The organism is Acinetobacter gyllenbergii (assembly GCF_001682515.1).
GTDB lineage: Bacteria > Pseudomonadota > Gammaproteobacteria > Pseudomonadales > Moraxellaceae > Acinetobacter > Acinetobacter gyllenbergii.
Genome location: NZ_KV575261.1, coordinates 1,073,043 through 1,096,810, shown reverse-complemented (window position 1 = coordinate 1,096,810; position 23,768 = coordinate 1,073,043). Strand labels below are relative to the sequence as shown.

Annotated in this window: 20 protein-coding genes; all 20 read left to right on the top strand. The window is 39.1% G+C overall.

Annotated features, from left to right (window positions below):
• Positions 1 to 164 precede the first annotated feature (164 nt).
• The 20 genes from NG55_RS05430 to NG55_RS05335 all read left to right on the top strand — a co-directional run bounded on the left by NG55_RS05430 (position 165) and on the right by NG55_RS05335 (position 23,665).
• Positions 165 to 1,967 (top strand): ABC transporter ATP-binding protein, encoded by a 1,803-nt coding sequence (locus tag NG55_RS05430; RefSeq protein WP_065342714.1) that lies wholly within the window; start codon positions 165 to 167, stop codon positions 1,965 to 1,967.
• On the top strand, positions 1,961 to 3,739 hold the full coding sequence (locus NG55_RS05425; protein ID WP_065342596.1) for an ABC transporter ATP-binding protein: 1,779 nt from the start codon (positions 1,961 to 1,963) through the stop codon (positions 3,737 to 3,739). The genes NG55_RS05430 and NG55_RS05425 overlap by 7 nt, the downstream gene beginning before the upstream one ends.
• The gene (locus tag NG55_RS05420) at positions 3,730 to 4,674 is read left to right on the top strand and encodes an ABC transporter permease (protein WP_065342595.1); all 945 of its coding nucleotides are present in this window, start codon (positions 3,730 to 3,732) and stop codon (positions 4,672 to 4,674) included. The genes NG55_RS05425 and NG55_RS05420 overlap by 10 nt, the downstream gene beginning before the upstream one ends.
• Positions 4,671 to 5,621: an iron chelate uptake ABC transporter family permease subunit gene (locus NG55_RS05415; RefSeq protein ID WP_065342594.1), complete on the top strand. Its 951-nt coding sequence runs from the start codon at positions 4,671 to 4,673 to the stop codon at positions 5,619 to 5,621. The genes NG55_RS05420 and NG55_RS05415 overlap by 4 nt, the downstream gene beginning before the upstream one ends.
• Complete coding sequence (locus NG55_RS05410) at positions 5,618 to 6,388, top strand: iron ABC transporter ATP-binding protein (RefSeq protein ID WP_065342593.1); 771 nt, start codon at positions 5,618 to 5,620, stop codon at positions 6,386 to 6,388. Before NG55_RS05415 ends, NG55_RS05410 begins: the two co-directional genes overlap by 4 nt.
• A 4-nt stretch (positions 6,389 to 6,392) precedes the next feature.
• On the top strand, positions 6,393 to 7,364 hold the full coding sequence (locus NG55_RS05405; protein ID WP_065342592.1) for a siderophore ABC transporter substrate-binding protein: 972 nt from the start codon (positions 6,393 to 6,395) through the stop codon (positions 7,362 to 7,364).
• Between the two features lie 150 nt (positions 7,365 to 7,514).
• Positions 7,515 to 9,767, top strand: a complete 2,253-nt coding sequence (locus tag NG55_RS05400; protein WP_065342591.1) for a TonB-dependent receptor — start codon at positions 7,515 to 7,517, stop codon at positions 9,765 to 9,767.
• A gap of 298 nt (positions 9,768 to 10,065) precedes the next feature.
• Positions 10,066 to 13,266: a type VI secretion system Vgr family protein gene (locus NG55_RS05395; RefSeq protein ID WP_065342590.1), complete on the top strand. Its 3,201-nt coding sequence runs from the start codon at positions 10,066 to 10,068 to the stop codon at positions 13,264 to 13,266.
• A 19-nt stretch (positions 13,267 to 13,285) separates the two neighbouring features.
• Positions 13,286 to 18,163: an RHS repeat-associated core domain-containing protein gene (locus tag NG55_RS05390; RefSeq protein WP_065342589.1), complete on the top strand. Its 4,878-nt coding sequence runs from the start codon at positions 13,286 to 13,288 to the stop codon at positions 18,161 to 18,163.
• On the top strand, positions 18,151 to 18,519 hold the full coding sequence (locus tag NG55_RS05385; protein WP_065342588.1) for a hypothetical protein: 369 nt from the start codon (positions 18,151 to 18,153) through the stop codon (positions 18,517 to 18,519). The genes NG55_RS05390 and NG55_RS05385 overlap by 13 nt, the downstream gene beginning before the upstream one ends.
• A 10-nt stretch (positions 18,520 to 18,529) precedes the next feature.
• Positions 18,530 to 18,919 carry a hypothetical protein gene (locus tag NG55_RS05380; RefSeq protein WP_228704157.1) on the top strand — a complete coding sequence of 130 codons (390 nt, stop codon included), beginning with the start codon at positions 18,530 to 18,532 and terminating at the stop codon, positions 18,917 to 18,919.
• A 241-nt stretch (positions 18,920 to 19,160) separates the two neighbouring features.
• Positions 19,161 to 19,484 (top strand): hypothetical protein, encoded by a 324-nt coding sequence (locus tag NG55_RS05375; protein WP_065342587.1) that lies wholly within the window; start codon positions 19,161 to 19,163, stop codon positions 19,482 to 19,484.
• Positions 19,485 to 19,557: 73 nt separating this feature from the next.
• Complete coding sequence (locus tag NG55_RS05370; protein WP_065342586.1) at positions 19,558 to 19,995, top strand: hypothetical protein; 438 nt, start codon at positions 19,558 to 19,560, stop codon at positions 19,993 to 19,995.
• Between the two features lie 215 nt (positions 19,996 to 20,210).
• Positions 20,211 to 20,696 carry a DUF4265 domain-containing protein gene (locus NG55_RS05365; RefSeq protein WP_065342585.1) on the top strand — a complete coding sequence of 162 codons (486 nt, stop codon included), beginning with the start codon at positions 20,211 to 20,213 and terminating at the stop codon, positions 20,694 to 20,696.
• A 158-nt stretch (positions 20,697 to 20,854) separates the two neighbouring features.
• Complete coding sequence (locus NG55_RS05360; RefSeq protein ID WP_065342584.1) at positions 20,855 to 21,490, top strand: hypothetical protein; 636 nt, start codon at positions 20,855 to 20,857, stop codon at positions 21,488 to 21,490.
• Positions 21,491 to 21,595: 105 nt separating this feature from the next.
• Complete coding sequence (locus NG55_RS05355) at positions 21,596 to 22,198, top strand: hypothetical protein (protein ID WP_065342583.1); 603 nt, start codon at positions 21,596 to 21,598, stop codon at positions 22,196 to 22,198.
• Positions 22,199 to 22,254: 56 nt separating this feature from the next.
• Positions 22,255 to 22,545, top strand: a complete 291-nt coding sequence (locus tag NG55_RS05350; RefSeq protein ID WP_065342582.1) for a MafI2 family immunity protein — start codon at positions 22,255 to 22,257, stop codon at positions 22,543 to 22,545.
• 127 nt (positions 22,546 to 22,672) lie between these two features.
• Positions 22,673 to 22,939 (top strand): hypothetical protein, encoded by a 267-nt coding sequence (locus NG55_RS05345; RefSeq protein WP_228704156.1) that lies wholly within the window; start codon positions 22,673 to 22,675, stop codon positions 22,937 to 22,939.
• 12 nt (positions 22,940 to 22,951) lie between these two features.
• Entirely contained in the window at positions 22,952 to 23,281 is a 330-nt protein-coding gene (locus NG55_RS20985) for a hypothetical protein (RefSeq protein ID WP_171257911.1), read from the top strand.
• A 12-nt stretch (positions 23,282 to 23,293) separates the two neighbouring features.
• Complete coding sequence (locus NG55_RS05335) at positions 23,294 to 23,665, top strand: hypothetical protein (RefSeq protein WP_065342580.1); 372 nt, start codon at positions 23,294 to 23,296, stop codon at positions 23,663 to 23,665.
• The last annotated feature ends 103 nt before the right edge of the window (positions 23,666 to 23,768 follow it).

Below are 23,768 nucleotides of genomic sequence, written 5' to 3'. Positions count from 1 at the left end.
AGAGGGTCAAATCGTTTACTTTATTTAATTAGTTTACTACAATGCAACTAAATCTATTGATATTAATTCTCATTTGTATTTGAGGGGGATTGCCGCTTGTTGGTATGAAGGATGAGTGGCAAAACTTGAATGAAAAAATGAGCAAACACAGGATTGATGCTGCTATGTGTGCAAGTCGTGTAGAACAAGTTCGGCCCCAAGATTCCAATCCTTTAAATTTCATATTGAAGCCAATACGTGGGTATTTAGTTTTAGCCTCATTGACTGCGGCACTGGGGGCGATGTTAAGTTTGGTTCCTGTGATCGGTGTTGTTTATCTGGTCAAAGCACTTTCAGTCAATATCAGCATTCTAGAGACCGGACAAATCACTGCCGATACCGTCACATGGATTGTGCTGGGAATATGCTGTTTGCTGATTGGTATGCTTTTGATCACGTTCAGTGAGTTCATTGCTCATTTGGCTGACCATAAAATTACTGGTTTATTGACCCAGAAAATTACCCAACGTTTGACTCAAGTTCCGTTGGGTTGGTTTACCAGTCGAAACTCTGGCGAAGTGAAACAGCTGATGCAGGATGATATTGGTTTACTGCATAGTTTAACGGCACATTTTTTTCCAGCATTTGGTCGAGCCATCGGGACGATTTCAATCGCTACCATTTTTCTATTCATGATGGATTGGCGTATGGCAATTTTAGCCTTATTGCCATTTGTGGGCTTTTTCTTTTTCTTAGGCAAAGCTTTACATGCCAGTGAAAGCAATATTCAGGAGTTTGCTACACAGCTCGGTCGTATTAATAGTGCTGCGATTGAGTTTATTCATGCAATTCCAATTGTAAAAACTTTTGGTCAGACGGGACAGGCCTCTGCTTCTTATCAACAAGCTGTGTATTCATTTGCTCAGGCCTTTAAATCCTTTACTCGTCCACTAATAAAGTCTATGGCACATGCGCACGCGCTCATTTCACCGATTACTATTTTGGGTGTCGTGTTGATCTGTGCTGCTTTATTGACTTATTTAGGTTGGTTACATCCGCTTGATGTACTGCCTTTTGTGCTGGTTGCGCCAGCGATTTCTGCGCCTGTGCTACTGCTGCATACCTTGTTGCACGATGTGCATGCCAGTCAGGGGGCGGCACAGAGGGTATTAGCACTATTAAAAACACCCATATTAGATGTTGTTTCACCGCAGCAATCCTCGCCAATTCAGGACAGCCAGATTTGTTTTAATCAGGTGAGTTATGCCTATGATGCAAAGCATTTTGTGGTTTCTCAGCTGAATTTTTCGCTTGAGCCTAACACTGTTACTGCAATTGTTGGACCTTCTGGGGCTGGAAAGTCAACCATTGCCCAATTGTTATTACGATTTTTTGATCCAACTGAAGGGCATATCACATTGGGTGGTGTTGATCTTCGGGAAATTGCGCTATCTGTGCTGTATCAGCATATTGGCTTTGTGTTGCAGGACACACGACTGATTCATGCCAGTATTGCGGAGAATATTGCACTCGGGCGTTCGGCTGCGACTCAGGCAGAAATTGAGCAGGCTGCAAAAGCTGCAAATATACATCAACGTATTATGGCCGAAGCCAAACAATATGCTGCGATTGTGGGTGACGATATTCAGCTATCGGGTGGTGAACGGCAAAGAATCGCGATTGCCCGTGCAATTTTGTTGAATTCACCAGTACTGGTTTTAGATGAAGCAACAGCAGCAGCAGATGTCGAAAATGAAATTGCCATTCAAGAGGCACTTGCAGTTCTGGCACAAGGGCGAACGGTTTTAGTGATTGCACATCGTTTGAATACGATTATGCATGCAGATCAGATCATTGTGCTTGATCAAGGCAAGGTGATTGAACAAGGGACACATACCACACTGTTAAACAACCGAGCCTTGTATGCCCAATTATGGACGCATACAGAAAAACATGCCTCACGCTTACAGGGAGTGGAGACATGCTAAAAACTTTTTCTCGATTACTGGGCGATGACATAGCTATTTTTTATCGTTACATCGGCATCACTGTATTCTATGGCGTGATTTGTGGCGTGAGCATTCTGCTATTGGCCTCTATCTTGTCACAATTATTGCTCGGACAGTTTGATCAAATCATGCTGTGGCTGAGTGTATTGGTGATCATTGTTATTCTCTGTTGGTTGCTCCGACGGATTGTAGAGCAGATGGGCATACAGGTGGGGATTGCCGTTTTAGAGCGTGCGCGTTTGGGTCTTGGCAACCATGTCGCTGGCTTAGCGGTGGGCTGGTTTAATCCGCAAAATACGGCAAGTTTTAATCATCTGGTGACGCAGGGCATGATATCTGTGGCGCAACTGCCTGCACACGTTTTTACCCCCTTAATTACAGGCATAGTTACGCCACTGATTATTGTCATTGCTTTATTGGTGACCCATAGCCTGCTTGGATTGATCGCACTCATTGCAATTCCTGTTATGGTCGTGGTGTTCTGGTTAAGTTCAAAAATTGCGCATCATAGCGATCAGGTTTATCAACAAAGATTTGCTGAAACAAGTCAACGGATGGTGGAGTTTGCACAGGCTCAATCGGTTTTTCGTGCCTTTAATGGAGAAGGCGATAGCCAGCGATTTTTAGACGATGCAATCAAGCAGCAACGTCGCTCAGGTCTCAAACTCATCATATTGTCATCTTGTGCAGCCGTTTTAAATATCTGGGTGATTCAAGCTGTTTTCATCTTGATGTTGATGACGGTAGTATTCTGGTTGCCGTTTCAAGCCGTTGATACCACCACCGTGGCTGCATTTGCCAGTCTGGGTATTTCTTTATTATTGATTTGCCGATTTGTTGATGCCTTGCTTGAGCTTGCTGGTTACAGCGAGATTTTACGTCATGCCAAGAGCCAACTTGAGGCAATACAAGCTATTTTAAATGAACAACCCTTGCACGAATCCCATGCTGTTCAATCCTTGTGTGATCACTCGATTGAATTTAAGGATGTCTATTTCCGCTATCAAGATGATCAGCCTTATGTATTACAAGGCGTAGATCTACAAGTTGCCTCTGGCGGTATGACCGCACTGATCGGGGCATCAGGTTCAGGTAAAACCAGCTTAACTAAACTGGTTGCCCGTTTCTTTGATGCAAACCGAGGGCAGGTTCTGATCGGCGGTGTCGATGTAAAGCAATTGCCTTATACGCAACTGATGGGGCAGATCAGTCAGATCTTCCAAGAAAATTATCTGTTTGCAGGCAGTATCGGAGAGAACATTCGGATGGGTAACCCGAATGCAACAGATGATCAAGTGATGCAGGTGGTTCAGCAGGCGGGAATCGCAGAAATGCTGGCCCGTTTGCCTGAGGGGCTCAACACGCTGGTTGGTGAAGCAGGTGTGCGCTTATCTGGCGGTGAAAGACAACGGATCGCAATCGCCCGTGCTTTGATTAAAGATGCGCCGATTCTTTTGGTCGACGAAGCAACAGCGGCTTTAGATGCCGAAAATCAGGCCATCATCTGTGAATTGTTGAATCAGCTACGCGGTCAAAAAACCATTTTGGTGATTGCACATCAGTTGGCCACGGTCGTTGCTGCAGATCAGATTATTGTGTTGGATCAGGGGCAGGTCGTTGAGCAGGGAACCCCTCAACAATTACGTTTGACGCATGGGCATTATTCACGTTATTTGCAGCAGAGCCAGATGATTAAAGGGTGGCAGATTGGACAAGCCCCTCAAGTTGCGGGACAACAGCAATGCCCTTGATTTTGGTAATCAGCTTTTGTCTGCTGTGTATCCTTTCACTGTTGATTGGTGCTCAGCAGCTAGAGTGGTCTGCATTGTTTAGCCAGTCCAGTGATGCTTGGCTGACCTTGACGGCGAGTCGAATCCCTCGCTTGCTTGCCATTATTTTGACTGGGGTTGGTCTATCGATCTGCGGTGTAATTTTGCAGCATGTTGTGCGAAATCGCTTTGTTGAACCTGGTACAACAGGAGGGTTAGATGCAGCAAAGCTTGGCATTCTGATCTCCTTAACACTAATTCCGACAGCAACGGTCATTATGAAAATGATTTTTGCAATGTTGTTTTGCTTGTTGGCCAGTGTGCTTTTTATTGCAATCATCCGTGGTATTCGATTTCGAAACACCGTATTGATTCCAGTTATTGGCTTGATCTATGGCAGTGTTCTGAGTGCATTGGCTGAATTCTATGCCTATCAAAATAACATTCTACAAAGTATGCAAGCTTGGCTACTCGGTGATTTTTCCCGTGTAGTACAAGGCCATTATGAAATCATTTTCATTATTTTTCCGGTGGTCGTATTGACCTATGTCTTTGCACATCGTTTGACAGTGCTTGGTATGGGAGAGGACATGGCAACGAGTCTTGGTCTTGGCTATGCAAGCACGGTGATCATCGGTTTGTTTTTGGTGGCAATTACTATTTCAGTCACAGTCATTACGGTTGGCGCCATTCCTTTTGTTGGCTTGGTGATTCCAAATCTGGTGGCATTGAAATATGGAGAAAATCTCGCCAAAACATTGCCGATCGTGGCCCTGAGTGGCGCTTGCTTACTGCTCTTTTGCGACATTATTGGACGCAGCATGCTCTATCCCTTTGAAGTCCCGATTGGGCTGACCGCTGGTGGTGTTGGTGGTCTGGTCTTTCTCATGCTGATTTTGAGAGGGCTTCGTACATGAACAACAATACAAAGTTGGGTTTGATTATTGTCGTGGCGATTGGGTTGGCGATTGCATTTGTGTTTATGGGTTCAGGCTTTGATTTTGACCATGTTATTCCTAAACGTCTGTTGCGACTGACTACGATCATATTGGGTGGCATCTGCGTAGCATTTTCCTCGATTATATTTCAGACCCTAGTCGGCAACCGTATTTTAACGCCCTCCATTATGGGCTATGAAGCGGTTTACTTGCTGTGGCAGGTCATGCTGCTGTTTCTGATGGGAACGCAAACATTGTCTTGGTTTGGAGTAGAGGGGCATTTTTTTGTCTCGATCTTGGTCATGCTGCTTTATTCATGGCTGATACATCGGTGTTTACTGACACATGAGCAGATGGATGTGTTTCAACTGTTGCTGATTGGTTTGGTATTGACCATGGTGATGGGCACTGCAACACAGTTTGTTCAGCTCAAAATCAGCCCTGGGGAATTTTCTGTTTTTCAAGCTTTGAGTTATGCCTCATTTAATCGTGTACAACCCACAACACTGATTTATGCCACCCTAATTGTATTGGTGATCTTTTTATTATTACGCAAAAGGTTAGCCACTTTAGATGTCTTGGTTTTAGGGCGTGAACAAGCGATTTCTTTAGGGATTGATCATCATCGAGCCATGCAATTTTATCTGGCATTGATTGCGTTGTTGGTTGCAATTTCGACCAGTTTAATTGGCCCTACCGCATTTATGGGTGTATTTATTGCCAATACAGCCTATGCGCTTGTGGGCACGTTAAAGCATAAATTTAGCTTGGCGGTGGGATGCGTCATCGCAATTAGCATCTTTCTTGTTGCTCAGATCTTGGTTGAGCATGTTTTTAATTACAAAACCACGGTCAGTATTTTGGTCAATCTGGTCTGCGGTATTTATTTCCTAACACTGATGGTTCGTGCCAGAGGTTTGACATGATTAAAATTCACAACCTGCATAAATCGTATGGCAAAAAGCCTGTCATAAGGAATTTCAGTCTTGAATTTCCAGCACAACAAATCACCTCGCTGATCGGTCCGAATGGTGCAGGTAAATCAACCTTACTGATGATGATGGCTCGGTTATCTAGACCTAATCATGGTGAGATCCTGTTTAAGCAGAAAAACATTACTGAGATCAAGATTGCAGAATACGCCAAGCACGTTGCCACGCTGCGCCAATCACCTGATTTTAAGCTACGAATGACGGTTGAAGAATTAGTGGCATATGGCCGATTTCCATATAGCCACGGCAAGCTGACAGCAACAGATCAAGATCAGATTGATGAGGCGCTTCAATTTTTAAACTTGGAAACACTACGCAGATCTTATCTGGATGAATTGAGCGGTGGGCAGCGACAAATGGCTTTTTTAGCCATGACCATCGCACAGCAAACCGATGTACTGCTCTTGGATGAACCTTTAAACAATTTAGATATGAAGCATGCGGTTCAGATCATGCAAGCCTTGCGGCGTTTGTGTGACGAGCAGGGGCGTACGATTATTTTAGTCATACATGATATCAATTTCGCAGCCAATTATTCAGATCATATTGTCGCATTAAAGCACGGCAATCTTCGTTTTAGCGGTCCAACTCAACAAGTGATGACAGAACAGCGCTTAAGCGATCTGTATGAACTTGATTTTGAAATTAGCAACAGCACACGCGGCTATATGTGCAATTACTTCAACTCAGCTGGAGTTTGAAAATATGAAAAGAAATATCAAATTATGGGGGCTGGCAGGTGCAGTGAGTGCTGCAATTTTACTGTCAGCATGTCATCCACCACCGACGGCATCGACGCAGACTGAACAAAAACGGGAAGCCCCGCTTAATGTCAAACACCAATTAGGTACAACGCTGATTGAGTATTATCCGCAGCGTGTTGCGGTGCTGGATATGAACGAAGCCGATTTTCTCGATCAACTTGCTGTTCCGATCGCAGGCATGTCTAAAGATTTTATCCCGCACTTCCTGCAAAAGTATCGGGATCAACACAATGTGCAAGACTTAGGGTCAATTGTACAACCCAATATGGAGCGGATTTATACGCTTAAACCCGACCTTATACTGATGACGCCATTGCAAGCAGATAAGTATATAGAACTGAGTGAAATTGCGCCGACACTGCACTATGACATTAATTTTAATAATAGCCAGCAACATCATATTGAAATGATTAAAGCTCATTTACAGACGTTGGGGCAGATTTTTAATAAACAGAAATTGGCGGCTGAAAAAGTCGCTGAGTTAGAGGCTAAAGTTGCGCAGGTACGCACAATAACTGCAGATCGACCTGAAAAAGCCTTGGTGGTTTTACATAACAATGGTGCGTTTAGTCATTTTGGGGTGCAGTCACGTTATGGCTTTGTCTTTAATGCTTTGGGGGTAAAACCTGCCAGTACTGCGGCTGATACCAGTTTACATGGACAGCCGATTTCCAGTGAGTTTATTAAACAGGCCGATCCCGACATTCTATTTATTGTAGACCGAACTGCGGTGATGGAACACCGAGCCTCGATCAATGCAGACAATGTCAGTAACCCCTTATTACGTCAAACCAAAGCATGGAAAACTGGAAAAGTCATTTTTGTAGATGCCGATGCTTGGTACACCACGGCCGCGAGTCCGACCGCGATGCATATCTTGATCGATGATGTGATCAAAGGATATCAACCATGAGGCAATAATTTAACGCATCCCATTGCGAGGCTTGCTTCAGTCTAAAGCCTAAACCACCGATTGAAATCTTCTTGATGAACATACTTTTTTAATCAAAAAAAGTGTGTGGTCTAAAGTCATGCTCAAAAAAAGCCAAAGGAGCTTAAAACCATGAAAAATTCAATGCCTGACTCAAGTATCCGTATATCTAAACAATGTAGAAATGATCATCCTCAATTTAAATTAAAACATTTGGTTGTCAGTCAAATCATGCTGGGTTTGGGGTTATTTCCACTGACTCCATTGCATGCTGAGGATTTAGAAAAAACCGCACAGACAGATCAAAACATCGCGACCTTAGCAACCATTCAGGTTCAGGCCGATAAAGAAAACCAGAACGATTTAGGCGGGCAAATTGCATCGCAAGGTCAGATTGGTTTTTTAGGTGATAAAAGCTTACGGGACACCCCGTTTAGTGTCATCAGCTATACCGAGAAATATATTGCTGATCGGCAAGCACGGGATATTACTGATGTGATTGTTGCGACTGATCCCTCTGTCTATTCAACGGGTGCTTTTGGAGTCATCGCGGAAAGCTATACCATCCGAGGTTTTAACTCCAGCAGTACGCCCGCAGGTAAAGATACTGCTTTTGGAGGTCTATATGGTATTGCTCCGCTTTACCGTGCATCGCCTGAAATGTTTGAACGGATTGATGTATTAAAAGGACCTTCGGCGATGTTAAATGGTATGCCACCTGGCGGGACATTGGGGGGCAATGTCAATCTTGTGCCTAAGCGGGCAACGGATACACCAATCAATCGATTGACCACAAGCTATATGTCTAATGCTCAATTTGGTGGGCATCTGGATATCGGTAGACGCTTTGGCCAAGATCAGGCCTTTGGTGTTCGATTCAATGGTGTTTATCGGGATGGTGAAGGTGCAATAGATGATCAAGATAAAAAGACGCAATTAATGTCTTTGGGACTGGATTGGCGAGGTGAGCAAGCGCGAATTTCAGCAGATCTATATACCAGTCAAGATCAGAATGACGGTATCAATCGTGGGGTCACACTGAAAACTGGGGTGAAGGTTCCCAAGCCACCCAATCCTAAAACCTTATTAAATCCAACCTGGACTTTTTTTGACACCAAAGATAAGGGCGTCATGTTACGAGGGGAATATGATTTCAACCCTGAATGGATGGGATATGCCGCCGCAGGCATGAGTAAGACCGAATACAGTACTTTGGGTGCAGCAAAAGGCGAAATCCAGAATGAAGCCGGAGATATCCTGTTTAACATTGCGCACTTAGGTTTTGAATACGAACGCAAGTCAGCAGAAGTGGGGCTACGTGGGAAGTTCAATATAGGTAATATTGGGCATGCTCTATCCCTCAATGCAACACACTATCGAGAGCTTGATGATGAGTTCGGGATTCGTCAAGGCTTTAAAACCGACCGCTTAACCAATATCTATCACCCCAATTGGGGTGCAAAGCCAGATCGAGCTGCCATTGCTCCGATCTTTAGCAACAAAGAACGTTTAACCAGTTATGGTCTAGCCGATACCCTATCTTTTGCCCAAGACCAGCTCCAGCTGACTTTAGGTATACGTCATCAAAATATCGTTACGGAAAGTTTGAACGCAAATGGCATACGGAACCTAAATGGTCTATATGATAAAAGTGCATGGACACCCGCTGCAGCGATATTGATCAAAGCCAATCCTCACCTTTCCTTTTATGCCAACTATATTGAAGGTCTAAGTTCAGGTGGCGTTGCATCTTCAAATTTTGACAATTATGGTGAAATTTTTTCACCCTATAAAACCAAACAAAAAGAAGTCGGACTTAAATTTGATGTCGAAAGCTTTAGCAGTAGCTTGAGTGTGTATGAAATTACAACACCGAGTGGTTATTCGACTCCAAATCAGGACAGCAGTAAAAAGCCGATTTACTCTATTGATGGTGAGCAGAGAAATCGTGGGATTGAATGGGGATTTTGGGGAGCACCTTTACAAGGACTACGTGTGATGGGGGGCGTAACTTATATCCAGCCTAAACTGACCAAAACACAAAACCCAGATGAGCTTGGCAATATGGCAACAGGTGTACCTAAGCTACAAGCAAAATTAGGTTTAGAAGGGGATATTGACTATGTACCAGGTCTGACTTTAACCGCAAATGCAACTGCTGCCTCTAAACAATATATCAATCGTATCAATACGATTTCAGTTCCTGGCCGAGAGGTGTATAGCATTGGGGCACGGTATTCAACTCAGATTGCTCAGTTTCCTGTGACATTTCGTGGAAGTGTAGAAAACCTGACCAATCAGGCCTATTGGTCGATGCCTCAATTTACCAGTTTAATGCTAGGCGCACCTCGCACATACTTATTCTCGGCATCTTTTGACTTTTAGTTATTGAAAGCTCAAAGACAACATAATTGAGCGATGTATATATTGTCGGTTGATACTGATTTTCATTGAGTTCGACTTAATCAGCTGTTTAACTTGTTTTAGAGAGCTGATTAATTATTTAAAACAATGAATCAATCAAATTCTGATTCTGACTATTCGTATTGCAAGGTTCGAAGTTTTAAAATAAAACAAACAAAAAAGTGACGCAAATTGTCATAAATAGACGGTTCTGTATGGACATTAAAACGATATTTTGAGTAAAATGCGCTAAATTTAAGTAGATAATCTATAAAAAAAGATGGCGAATAATATCTTTCAAGCTTTAGAAAGCTTGGGCCTGACAGCACAAAAACGTGCGATTCACGCCCAATTTTCCAACACATCTTTAAATAATCAAGTTTTCTTACAACGTATTGATGGTCTGCATCAGCTCAATCATGGCATTGATCTACAATTACTCTGTCTTTCAACCAATGCGGTTATTCCTTTAAAAAGTTTTATTGGCAGTCAAGTGGCCATTGATATCGTGACCGATAAAGCGGAACTGACACGTATCTCAGGCATTATTACCCATGCTGATATTGGGGCCAGTGATGGTTCGCTGACCATTTATCGTTTAGGTGTACAAGACCCGACCGCCTTGTGGAAGCATCGTCGTAACAGCCGTGTTTTTATGGCGAAATCTGTCGTGGATGTTGTGCAGACCATTTTTTCTGAATGGCAGCAACGCAGTCCCTTATTTGCTTCCAGTCTGACTCTGGATAAAAGCGGACTCACTAAGGACTACGATGTCAGGCCGTTCATCATGCAACATAATGAACGAGATTTTGACTTTATTCAAAGGCTTTTGGCTTCGGAAGGCATTAGTACTTTAATTGATGAAGCACAGCTGAAAGTATCTAGTTCAAATGAACAGATTCAGCCGCAGAAACTCAGACTCATTGATGACAATAATCAATATAAGGCCCTAGAGCGCCGTAATATTCGTTTTCATCGTAGTAGTGCGACTGAAATACAAGATAGCATCACTGCATTTGTGGCACAGCGTTCCCTGCAACCAAGTGCGGTACATGTACAGCGTTGGCAAGCGGATGCCTTAGAACAAGAAGAAGGGGCAGGCAGTGTTCAGAGTAAACATTATCAGAGTGATCAACACGATAATCAGCAGCTTGCTTTAGAACAAGCATGGCATTTTTCACCTGCTTGGATTCAGGATTTAAAAGGTGAGGATGGCGCGACCAAAGCGGGTAATGCCCAAATTGAAAAACTGAATCAGAACTTAAGTCAGTATTATGACTCACAGGCCAAGCAGTTTGTTGCGACATCAACCGTTCGCGATACTCCAGTGGGCTATTGGTTTGAACTGAATGAACATCCTGAAATTGATCAGCATCGGGGTTCAGATAAAGAGTTTTTAATATTTTCTAAAACTTTTTATAACCAAAATAACCTGCCTAAAGATTTAACGGATCAAGTCGCAGCTTTGCTTCAACAAAGCAATTGGCAAAGCAGCCCTTTTCAGCATGCGGTTTCGGATGAACGCCAAGCCAATCAATTGATATTACAACGACGTAATATTGGTCTGGTTCCTGAGTATAACCCGTTACAACATCGGCCTGCGACTCATCCACAACGTGCCAAAGTGGTGGGGCCAAGCGGTGACGAAATTTATGTGGATGAATGGGGACGGATTAAAGTTCGTTTCCTGTTTACCCGAGCAGATGACCACAGTCATGATAGCGGTGCCGGTGCCAATGACAACGATACTGACTCTGCATGGGTCGATGTATTAACGCCGTGGGCTGGTGAAGGCTACGGCGCACGATTCTTGCCTAGGATTGGTGAAATCGTAGTGATTGATTTCTTTGATGGCGATATTGATCGGCCCTTTGTGGTTGGGCGGATTCATGAAGCACAGCGTAGCCCGACTAAGTTTGACCATGCCGGTAAACTACCTGATACCAAAAAACTGGCAGGGATCAAATCCAAAGAGTATCAAGGTGAAGGCTTTAACCAGTTGCGTTTTGATGACACCACAGGACAAATCAGTGCGCAACTGCAAAGCAGCCATGCCGCCACTCAACTGAATCTGGGTAAACTCAGCCATCCAAAAGATAAGGCTGAAAGTGAAGATCGGGGTGAGGGTTTTGAGCTACGGACCGATCAATGGGGTGCAGTGCGTGCAGGCAATGGTTTACTGCTTAGTACTCAAAAGCAGGATCAGGCGCAAGGAGAGCATCTCGATGCCGAACCCGCCAAGCAACAGCTAGAAGGCAATCAGAACAATGCCAAGGCTTTAAGTGAAGTCGCCAAGAATCAACAGACCGATGAAATTGAGTCTTTAGAACAGTTAAAAGAATTTGCAGAACAGATTGAAGCAAAGATTGCTAAATTTAATAAAGCGTTGTTGTTGCTTCATTCGCCAGCAGGTATTGGTTTAAGCAGCAATGAAGATATTCATGTGTCTGCAGATGGGCAAATCAATCAGATTGCAGGCGATAGTATTAACCTGAGTACGCAGAAGAATCTGATTGGCCATGCTCAAAATCGAATTAGCCTGTTTGCAGCACAGAATGGGATTAAGCAGGTGGCTGCCAAGGGCAAGTTTGAAGTTCAGGCTCAGTCAGATGGACTAGATTTGCTCGCCAAACAAGGCATTCAGATCATTTCCACTGAAAGTCAGATTCAGATTAGCAGTCCGAAAGAAATTGTGATTACCGCAGGCGGTTCTCAAATCAAGCTGAATGGCTCAGGTATTTTTCCTGTGACGGGTGGCAAGTTTGAGGTGAAGGCGGGGCAGCATTTGTTTATGAGTGGCTCAAGCGTCAGCGCTCAATCCAGTTTGCCACCACCACCAAAACGCGGGCAAGGGGTACTGGAATTGCTGCACGATTACAAACATGGTGAGTTTGTGAAACAGGGCGGCTATCAGGTCATTGATTCACTGGGGCAGCAGTTTTCTGGTCAGTTGGATGATAAAGGCTTTGTACGGGTTTCTGGACTGGCAACGGGTGCTGCAAAAGTTGTATTTGAAGATGATAAACGTGATCCGTGGGCGGAATCCAGTGACTTTAAACGCCCGCCAATGTGGCCAAATGAAAATGACCCTGATGCACAAACCTTATTGGGCAAAGCAGAAACAGGTCTAAAAAATGCGGTTAGCAGCGCCAAGAATGCTTTAGGTCAATCCTTTACCAGTCCTTCTTCAGTGTTAAAAACACTTGAGACTGCAAAGCAGTTGAAGGAGGGTGGAGCAAAGGCTTTATTGCCAATGCTACAGCAGGGGGTTCAGTCGAACCTGACAGAACAAGCAAATAAGCTATTGGCTAATCAGGTCAAGGACAACCCATTGACGCAAAAAGTGATGAAAAATATGGGCAGTCCTTTGGACAGTCTATCCCAGTTAAAAAATCCATTGCGTGCGCAACAGAACCTAATGGCAAGCGATAAAAAGACCAAAGATCCGTTCGATCTAACGCGTTTTGATTTTAAAAATTAAGCTTTGAGAATGATGAAAGATGGCGACACCACCTAAGAAGACCAACAATCAGCAAAATAAACAGAGTGTAAGAACCAATACTGGACAAGTTGCGGTTGTGCCTTTAAACAAAATGTATGCTGCTGATGTCAAAGCAGGTATGAATAAAATCAATTCATGGTTGAAGAAGAACACCAAGGACTATGTCGACTTAAATACCATTAAAAGTGTAGCAGGCTCGCTTCCAGTGATTGGTAATGCGATTGCTTTGGTGGATGCCGTTTATGATGTTATCGATATCAGTAAAAAACCAAACCCAGGTTTTGGGGATTGGCTAAATCTTGGTTTAGATGTGATTGGTATTATTCCTGTACCGCCAACCATGGCAACAATGCGCATGAGCTTGAGACCGACTTTGAATCTGGTTCGTCAAAAAGCAGGTGGGGTCATTTCCGATACCATTTTGGTGATTTTAAGTGATCACTTAAATGAACGTATTGCAGGTGAACTCGATCAGTTTGCGGCAAAAGCTCAACCGCTTGTCAAAGATATGATGCAGCACTGTGGAACAAAAATCACCAGCATCAGTAATGATTTTGCCAACGGCATACAAAAAATATTAAATGGTCACGTCTTTAGTTCAGCAGGTAATGTCAAACAAGCACAGAAACAACTTAATAAAGTCAATCTAGATAATTTACAGCGTAATCCGAAAGCTACTTTCAATAATGCTGTAGATGGTTTAACGAACTTATGGAAAGCGAGCGTTAAGGAAAATATTAACACGGTTGCCAAAGGTGTTTCATCGGTTGTGCCAGCAAGTGCGAAACAGCCGATTCAACTGGTTATTACAGGGATTCGTGGTTTTGGTAAAAAAGCGCCGCAGTTCTTGATGACTTTAGCCGATCCAGGCAAAGCAATGAGTATTGCTTGGTTATTGAATGTCTTATTAAAAGCTGTACAAAAATTCAAATTAAAGAAAAAAGCCACAGCCAATATTACTCAGAAACAGGTCGCTAAAAAAGAGAAGAGTCGACCGAGTGGGGAACTGGAAAAAACTAATCACCAAGCCAAAGCTAAAAACAATCCAAATGAAGTGTCATGTCCACTGAATTTAGGTGGTGGAAAGACCAAAACAGGTACTAAAAAACATATTACTTATGCATTGGGAACTGAGTTTTTAACTCATCAGGATGCGTATGTGTCTGCGATTGAAAGTTTTATTTTAAATCGAACCTATGCATCGAACTTGTATCAATTAGATCAGGGAGAGTTTGGGGCAAGATGGTTGACCTCTTTTACCACCCGAATTGTGCCGCAAAGTGAATATATTGAGGAAACGGAACAACAGGCCGCATATATCAAACCGTTAGCAGGGCTGGAATATATTGGTCCAGACGCACGCCCTGTCAAATTACCTCAATTAAAAGTGGGTGAAAGCTTTCACAATCAAACAGAAGATTTTTACTATAGCGTGATCTCTGAACATATTCAGATGATTTCCTATCAAAAAGAAGAAAAGCATATTTTTGAAAAATATCAAGATTATTATCGCTTATCTGCGATTGAATATAAAAATGGGGTGACCTTAGCGGTTCGTTATGACCATCAATCGGGTGATCATTCATTTATTTCGGATGTATTGATTAAAGAGAAGCAGAAATTATTGGCGCATGTTGCTTTCCAAGTCGATGCACAAGGCCGTATTGACGATGCATGGTTGGTGGAAAATGGGCAATTGCTTCGTCCGCTTGCGAGTTATAACTATAACCATAAAGGCGACTTAATCGAGGCCATTACTGAAAATGGCGCAAGCTATCATTATCAATATGAGCATCATTTATTAAGCCGTTATACCGATCTGACTGGTCGTGGTATTAATCTGGAATATGACGGGATTGAGCCCACATCGAAGGCCTTTCACGAATGGGCTGATGATGGCAGCTCTGAGAGCAGGCTGGCATGGGATGAAAATATCCGTTTAACCTATGTAACGGATGCCTATGGGGCAGAAACTTGGTATTACTATGATATTGATGGCTATACCTATCGCATCATTTATCCTGATGGATTGGAAGAATGGTTCTTCCGTGATGATTTTGCCCGTGTTACCAAGCATGTTGATCGTGACGCCGCGGTAACCATTTATGAATATGATGAAAGTGGCAATATTGTCAGTGTTACCCAACCTGACGGTTCAAATTTATATTATGCCTATGATGACAAACGTCAATTAACAGGTATGGTCGATGCTGAACAAGGGCGTTGGTTTAAGGAGTATGATGCTCAGGGCAATATCAGTAAGGAAATCGATCCGCTAAAACGTGTAACAGAATACAGTTACAATGGTCTAGGTTTACTCACTTCGATTAAAGATGCCAAAGGGGGTTCCAAGCAGTTAAAGTATGATGATCAGGGTAATCTGATCAGTTATACCGACTGTTCGGGCAAAACCACCACATGGCAGTATGATGAACGTGGGCGAGTAAAATCAGTTGAAAATGCCTTAAAACAAAAGGTTGAATACTTCTATAGTGACCTAACCACAGAACAACGTGAACCGATCATTCAAGGTTTGCCACTGAATGCTTTTGGTCAGCTTGAAAAAATCAAACATGCCGATGCCACGGAAGAACATTTTGTCCATGATGCCGAAGGGCGTTTATTGGCGCATGTCGATGCCAAAGGACAACTCACACAATATCAATATGACGCAGCAGGACTGATTTCATCTCGTACGGATGCCTTGAAGCACACGTTGAAATATCAATGGGACAAGCTGAATCGTCTGAAACGTTTGACCAATGAAAATGGGGCAAGCTACGAATTTTTCTATGATGTTGCCAGTCGCCTGATTAAAGAAATTGATTTTGATGGTAAAGAAACCCTGTACAAATATGATGAAACAGATGGCAATTTATCCAGCAGTATTGAGGTGGCCTCTGCATTTGGGCAGGACTTAAAAGATCGGGCTGCACCGAAAGATCGTATTCAACAATTCCTATTTGACAGCATGGGACGACTGGAACAACGTCAGGCAGGCTATGGCTATACCGAGCAGGAATTAGAACAAAAACAGGTTGAAGAATTTGCCTATAACAATAATGGCCAATTGATTCAGGCTAAAAATAATGAGAGCAATCTCCAGTGGTATTACGATGTCGTCGGTAATCTGGTGAGAGAGCATCATCAAGATCATCAAACACATAAAACTGCGGTGTGGAAACACAGTTATGATGAAATTAATGATCGGATTAAAACCATACGTCCAGACGGGCAACAAGTCGACTGGTTAACCTATGGCAGTGGGCATGTTCATGGTTTGGTCCTGAATGGTGAAGATACTGTCAGTTTTGAACGAGACGATTTGCATCGTGAAACTGTTCGCCATTATGCCAACGGGATTAGCCAAGAGCAGCATTATGATGAGCTGGGGCGTTTGACGCAGCAGCGCGTGCTGAATGGGCATGAATTTGCATATACATCGCCGCAGCAGGCAATACAGAACAATGCCATTCAAGAAACTAAACAGTTGATTCAACGTTTATATCAGTACGATAAAACGGGGCAATTGCTCAATATTGCAGATACTCGCCGTGGCAATATCCAGTATAAATACGATCCTGTTGGTCGTTTACTTGAAGCCAATAGTAAGTTGGGTAAAGAAACATTTAGTTTTGACCCTGCAAGTAACATTATTGACCGAAATCATCATCAAGAACCGAGTGCAACCGCAACAGCAAATAATACTTATGGTTATAACCGTTTGGTGAATAATGTTGTTAAAGCATATTTAGATCAGCAATATCAGTACGATGCTTATGGTCAATTGGTGCGCCAAAAGTCATCTAAAGGGGACTTGTACCTTGAGTGGGATGCTTGTGGGCGGTTAATCAAGAGTCGTAATACAGAATACATTGCGGAGTATCGTTATGATGCTTTAGGACGACGTATTCAAAAGCGCAGTAAACACCATCATACAGGTGAAGAGCAGAATGTGATTTATGGCTGGGATGGCAATACTTTGGCCTTTGAATCCAATGATCAGATCACCAAGCATTATGTGTATGAGAAGGATAGTTTTGTCCCTCTATTGCAAGCAATCTATCGTGAACCGATTGAGCTTGTACAAACACCTGATTGGACAGATCAGCCTTATCATATTGCCAAAGATCCTTTATGGCGTAAGACTGCCCCAGCAAAATCTTTAGATGATATTTGTTTCTATCATTGTGATCATTTGGGTACACCACAGGAGATGAGTGATGCTCAAGGTCAAATGGTCTGGAAAGCTGAATATAAGGCATGGGGCGAGCTCGTATCAGCAAAGTCCGCATCTAACTTTTTTGAAAATTCAGAAATCGTCACTAATAATATCCGTTTCCAAGGGCAATATTTTGATGAAGAAACGGGTTTACATTACAACCGTTATCGATATTATTCGCCTTATGTAGGGCGTTTTATCTCTAAAGATCCGATTGGATTGTTGGGCGGTAATAACGTTTATGCTTACGCGCCGAATCCAGTGGGTTGGATTGATCCTCTTGGATTGGATAAAATAAAGTCTCCAAAGACAATTAGATATAGCCAAAATGGGTATAGTGCATCTTTTGGAAATGGAGAAAATGTTAATAGTTTAGCATATAGATTACAAGCAGACCCAGCTTACGCCAAACAAGTTGAACCAATTAGATTAGTAAGGTTTAATGACTTACCAAAAAATGTACAAGACAAACTTTCAGAGCAAGGAGCAAAAAGTAACATGGTTTATTCCCTTGATAATCGTAGATTAGCCGCTGCTAAGCAAGCAAATGTAGGGGTAAATACGAGGTGGGCAACTCCCGAAGAGATACAAAAAGAAGCAACTTTACGTAGGTTTTCAACGACAGACGCAGGTAAATCTATATGTCCGAATTAACATTCTTACCCATACAAACAAAATTTGGAATTTTATGTTCAAGAACAGATTTTTGGTTAAATAACTTTGTTTTTGATGTGAATGGAAATAGTCTAGAGATTAATATTAACTTTAGTATGGTTAAAAAAAATGAAGATGGGAGTAGTTTTAGAATATCAGAACCTTTTTTAATAAGGTTTAATAATGTAAAGAGTTTTAATTTGATTCAATATGATGATTTTGAAAGAAAATTTTCAAATGTTTCTGGTTCTAATTTTGATCAGTCTAATAGTGATAGTAGTGGATTAAATATATATCTTTTGTGGACATATGATCATTGTTTTGAAGTGCATGCAAAGGGATATTCATTTAAATAGTTTAATTTTTATGGCAAGTAAAAATTCAATAATTTTTGATGAAAACCTATATCCAATAGCATGGCGTTTTAACTCTGATGATTGCTCTTTATCAGATAAAGAAAAGAAAGAAATTTTTTTTATAATGAGTGAAGAATCAAAAAAACTTTGGGATTCATTATTTCCTTTTAATAATCTAATGGATATAGGGAGAGATTATTTTTTCTTAAAAGAAAAAAAGGAACTTAATTTTGATGATGAGAATGAGGCTTTAAGTTTTTTCGAAGAAAAGCTAAAAGGGGTTTCATATTTAATATTCTTTTGGGGGAGGTGTAATTGTGCAATTGTTCCATCATATATTTTTTTAATATCATGGAGTGATTTTTTTACCCTAGTGATGAAAATTGTATTGCCTATTTAGTTAATAAAAGTGAGGTTGTTTTTTCTTACGAAGAAACATTCTTTTATGGGGGCGTTTTTAATGAATAGTAATTGGTTGATGTTGATTAATTGATGTGTTGTATTTTTTGTCGATATGAAGAATAGAGCTAGTCTGGTATGGTTAAGTTTTTTATGAAGCTAGAACAAACTGAAACAGCAGATATGGATATAAAAAGTACAAAGATTTTTATCAAGTTTCAGGTCGTAATCACGGAGATTAAATGATGTCAGCCGAGTTATTTATAAAATTCAATGATAAAGAATGGCTTGAGAAAAACAAGTTAAAAGTAATTGATAAACTTAAAGAATTAAAAAGTTTTTCTGTGTTTGATACGGAAAATAAAGTAGTTTATTTGAAAGATGAAAGTGGAGATAATGGTTGGGTTTATGATGTTAGATTCTTCTTTCATGAGAATTATATTTTTTTTGAAGTATCATCACATGGAGAAACTGTAAATTCAGATTTAATTAGTTTTTTTGGCTGGTTACGTAATAATACAACTATTTCTATACAAGATGAGGATGGAGAACTTTCAAGCTGGTGAAATAGGGGGGATGAATAGCTATCCATTTAAGTAGCTTTATTGTTTAGTATATTTTTATGGTGAATAGAATCCGATGATTGTTGAAATAGAAATTCCCTTTTGGCAAGATCCCCAATGTCATGTTTTTACTCAACAGTATCGGGATGATTTAATTACCTATTTTACATGCTGGGATGATAATGCTGAGCTGATAAAAAATAAACTCGGAGAGATTTTTTTTAATGATGTTTTAAGTGTCAAAATTGAAAGTAAAATTAGAAGTTACCTAATAGATGAGCCCGAGTATAGGTCATCTATATATGAGGTTTTAGATTCTAAAGTGATAAGAAAATACTTAAAGAAAAGAGAGAAATGGGAATATTCTAAAGTTAATATTAAAGATTATAGGTGCTTTGTTGTTAACAGTCATGATTATCAGATTGTAATTATAGCAAAAAAATATACATTTAAATTAATTTCAGTTGATCCATATACAGATGCGATATATAAAAAAATTTTAGAGCTAAGTTGAAAGTGAATTGGTGGAGTAAAAAAATATACTGCAAGTTAATTATTTTTTTATTTTTAAAGTTAAGTCTTTTATTCGGAGTGTTTTCTGGAAATTATACTTTTTATGAAACATAAATAAGGTTTTTTTAAGAGGGGTATAGCTTTAAATTCTAATGTTGATTAGGTAGGTGTAAATATTTGTTGGGTTTTTATTGTGTGCTTGGAAGTGTTTGATAAGTGAGGGATAGCTTGAAAGTATTAAATATTTATGCAGGAAAAACTAGCTCTGGTAATATTAAAGCAGAGGAAGTTCTTGTAGAAGATATAGATGTAAACACTTATAAGCTACTATCTGCCCCAGGCTTAGCTCTAAATTTAGCAAAAGGTGATATTTTTAAATTTTTTAATAGCGAAGAACCCGTAAAGGTTATACATCGAGGTGGGAATTTTAATATACATATTTATGAGGCAAATTTAACTCTTGAGGATTATGAAGATTTTAAGAATGAACTTTTAGACTATTTAGAAGGAACTATAGATGGTTTGAGTGGGAATAATATGGCTATTACTGTTTCCTCAACTCAAGGTATCCAAAGAGTAAATAGTTTTTTTATAAACTTCAGTGAAATATCAGGTAATAACTGGGCTCTTACTAATATTTATAAAAATTATGAAGATTTTGATGATGAAACATTACTGGATTGGTGGGATAAAAAGTGTTAGTTATAAATTTTTAATCAGTGAATTTTTGAATAATTAGGTTTTTGTAATTTAATGGTAAGTGATGAGGAGCTGTAACTTAAATTTGATAAACTGGCTTGGAGTATTTTTAAAAAATAAATAACTTTATAGTGTTGGATTAATTTTTGAGATGAATGTGAATGCTAAAATTTTATTTTGATACTGTTCCAGATTTTATCGATATACCCGATAATTTTAGAAGTAACTCTGGAGTTATTATTATTGGTGAGAAGGATGATTTGTTTAATTTTTTTGATTTAGAAATTAATGAATATTTTTTGAAAGAAAATTTTTTAGTTAATTATTCTGTAAAAAATAGTGATTTTGATTTTTTGGAAAAAATTTTAGATTTTAAAGGTGCTTTTGGTCAAAATAAATATTTGAATTACAATAAAAGTAAATTTTATAGTGAAAAGTTTTATATTGATAAGAGTCTTTATTATTATGATTTTTCAAAGTATAAGGATTTTTTTGATGAAAACCTAAATTTATTCAGAAGTGGTTTTTCTGGTTTTTGTTTTTTTTCAGACAAACTGGTTGGTGATAAGGTTAAATATGTTTTTCCTTTGGATTTTGTAAATAATTATTACGGAAATATATATCTTAATTTCCCTGAGAATTTCTTGGATAATTGTAACCTAGTTAAAAGGGTTGATGAGTTTCTAATTAAAAAGGAATATTTGAATGGAGCAGGAAAGGTGCTAGGGATTGATTTTTATGCAAAGTATTTGATGGTCGATCGGAATGAGGTGATGGTGGTTAAAAGTTTAAGTTGATTTCTGACTATTTTCAATTGATTTTTAGACAATTTTTTATAAAAACGGCTATTTAATTGTTGGTTAATTAAAAATAAATTATTTTTTATTTTAAGGAGGATTGTAGTGGAGGTCGACGAGAAGGGAATTCTGCATTTAATTGATAAGAATATATGTGAATACAGTGAGCTTCAATATGCAGTTTTAAATGGTGATGATAATATTCTTTCTGAAGGTTATTCTATATTTTCGCATAGAATAGGAAAGTATTATGAAAATTCTAGAATATTAGCGAATAGATTAACTTGTGATAATTATATTTCTCTTTTAAATGATAAAAGTAAAGACTTAAGGTGTTCTGTTTTGACTCTTATTAGGGATAGTTTTACACTGCATGATTCTAATATAAGTTTGATGGAGTGTATTTTAAATATTTCTATTGATGGTAGTGATGAGGAAAGAGTGATAGTTAATACAATACTAAATGAAGAAATAGTAAATTTTTATAAGAATGAAGTTGATCGTATTTTAGTTGGCTTTGTTGAAAACTCTGGAAGTAAATATTTTTATGATTACTATACATTTAATTATTTGTATGAGTTGTTGGTTAGATTTGAGAGTAAGGATTTAATAGATAGGCTGCTCATGATAGGGAAGAGTAGTAATATAAGTGAAATCAAAGAAGCATACGAAGAAATAATTGAGGATTTAATAATAAAAAATATATGAAGATGATATTTTTCTAAATTTTTTAAAGATTTTATTTATGATTAAGTTCTCTTGAAATGAATATTAACAATCTGAAGTTAGTAGTGTTTACAAGCTTTTTAGGTGCTATTGCAAATAATGTAAGAGCAGTAGCATTCGACTTTAATGATGAAACTATATTTGTTTATGTGTATTTAGATGTTGAACCCAAAGATGAAGATTATGAAATAATTGATATTGCTGTTACAGAAATAATGGCAGCTTATCCACAGTTTTTAAAACAAAAAATTTCTTTAGAAAAGTCAGAAAAGCCAATAGGCAAGTTGCTTTCATATAAAGGTTGGGTTTTTTGTCGATATGAAGAGTAAAGCTAGTCTAGTTATGGTTAAGTTTTTTTATGAAGCTGGAACAAATTGAAACTGCAGATATGGATATAAAAAGTATAAAGATTTATGGTGATAAGTTTTATATTTTATTTTCAGCAGTTTATGATATATGTTTAAAACAATATGTGGAAAATGTAGAGTTGATTTTTTTAATTGGACTTCATTCAATGTTGAAATGTATGATAGTAGTATTGAAGAATACAAACAACTTGATTTACTTGAAATAAATAAAGGTAAAGATTTATTTACTTTAATTCAGGTTGTAAATATCTCTGATGATAAGGTTGAGTTAGAGGGCTTTAATGACGATGGTGCGTGGAATAAGGTTGTCTTTTTCAATACTTCTTATAGTTTGAATGTTATTGATATTGCTTGATTAGAAGTAAATATGAGTGTATTAAATTTTAAAAATAAAATAGTTCAGCTGTTAGAAAATAATGGTAGTGATGAAGATGTTGATAATGTATTAACTGACTACATTAATGAAGGGGGGACGAGAAATGAAGTTTATAAATCTTTAAATGAAATTTTTTTGATGGAAGAAAGTATGATTCAAAAAAATATAAAATTACAAGATCAATTCGATTATTTGGGTGAGTTACAAACAACAATCATAGGATATTGTTCACCTAATTCTATTGTAAAATTTAAAAATGAACCTACCACTAATATGGATGATTTTTTAAGTTATGTTCGAGGTGAGAAATGGAAGGTTTAAAATGGTATATGAATGATAGATAAAAATATTGAATTGAATATCTATAAAACTGTAGATTTTTTTCTGAAATGCATTAATGAAAAAGATAAGGATAGTTTGTTATCTGATTTTGAGGTTACCTTAACAATGTATCAAGAGTTAGAGGATACTCTTAACAATTATTTTGATGGTGATTATAAGCTATCATTGATTCCTTTTGATGAAATTCATTTAAAGGAAGTAGAAAATATGCCTATATTTGAATTGAATGAAATGGACGATGGTGAATATGTTTTAGAGTGTGTAGTGTATAACTATGAAAAAGATACTTCATTGATACTTCAAGGGAATGTTGATTTAACTAATGGTAATGTACATTTTTTTGATCCTTTGTTTAAGTCATGAGGTGATGTTTTTAATAAGGAAGCAAGGACTAAGTTCTAGTTTAGAAGAGCTTCCGAGAAGAACGTGACAAGTAAATGGTAAAGTTGATACATCAACTTTACCG